Below are 527 nucleotides of genomic sequence, written 5' to 3'. Positions count from 1 at the left end.
TTCACCGACCGCACCCAGGGGCACCGGCTGGCTGTGTGCGTCCAGCAAATAAACACGCGTGTTCGCAATGGGTCGGCCAATCGGGATGCTGGCGTTTCTTTCCGGAACGCACGTGACCTTGTAAATCGTCGCAAACGTGGTGCTCTCGGTCGGACCGTAACCGTTGATCAGTTGCTCAGGAGGGGACTCGCGCATCACTTGCGCAACCCACCTCGCATCCAACACGTCTCCTCCGACAATCAATGCCTTGAGTTGAGAGAAGGCCATGTCCACCTGTGCGGCCATCTGATTGAACAAGCCAACGGTGAGCCACAAAATGCTGATGCGCTGTTCGCGCAACGTGTGCGCAAACGCAGCGGGCATCAGCACCGTGTCATGATCAATCACCACAACGGTGGCGCCATTTAACAGCGGTGCCCACACTTCAAACGTGCTCGCGTCGAAAGCCGGGTTTGCCGCGAACGCCACACGATCACCGGTGCGAATGTCAACATAGCCATTGTTGATGACCAGCCGCGCAATCGCAT

1 protein-coding gene is annotated in these 527 nt (G+C 57.7%); it reads right to left on the bottom strand.

Going from position 1 to position 527, the window contains the following annotated elements:
* On the bottom strand, nt 1-527 hold a 527-nt coding region (locus KPG66_RS17335; RefSeq protein WP_237071678.1), incomplete at both ends, for an AMP-binding protein.

Source organism: Mycetohabitans sp. B2 (assembly GCF_021733735.1).
Classification (GTDB): Bacteria; Pseudomonadota; Gammaproteobacteria; order Burkholderiales; family Burkholderiaceae; genus Mycetohabitans; species Mycetohabitans rhizoxinica.
The sequence above is the reverse complement of the archived record's forward strand: the minus strand, read 5'-3'. Positions and strand labels throughout refer to the sequence as shown.